The organism is Bacillus cereus group sp. BfR-BA-01524 (assembly GCF_022662595.1).
Classification (GTDB): Bacteria; Bacillota; Bacilli; order Bacillales; family Bacillaceae_G; genus Bacillus_A; species Bacillus_A thuringiensis_S.
Genome location: NZ_JAKUDW010000396.1, coordinates 1 through 254 on the forward strand (window position 1 = coordinate 1; position 254 = coordinate 254).

Consider the following 254-nt stretch of genomic DNA (forward strand, 5'->3'; position numbering starts at 1 on the left):
CGTCCTACTCTCACAGGGACAAGGTCCCAACTACCATCGGCGCTAGAGAGCTTAACTTCCGTGTTCGGTATGGGAACGGGTGTGACCTCTCTGCCATCATCACCAAACTATTGAAGGCATATTCCTTCAAAACTAGATAACATTTGCTACATATTATATGGTTAAGTCCTCGATCTATTAGTATTCGTCAGCTCCACATGTCACCATGCTTCCACCTCGAACCTATCAACCTGATCATCTTTCAGGGATCTTAC

At 45.3% G+C, this 254-nt stretch carries 2 rRNA genes; both read right to left on the reverse strand.

Annotated elements, in window-relative coordinates:
• Nucleotides 1-107, reverse strand: a 5S ribosomal RNA gene (gene rrf, locus MR170_RS31625); the annotation flags it as partial.
• Nucleotides 108-157: 50 nt separating this feature from the next.
• A 23S ribosomal RNA gene (locus tag MR170_RS31630) occupies nt 158-254 on the reverse strand; the annotation flags it as partial.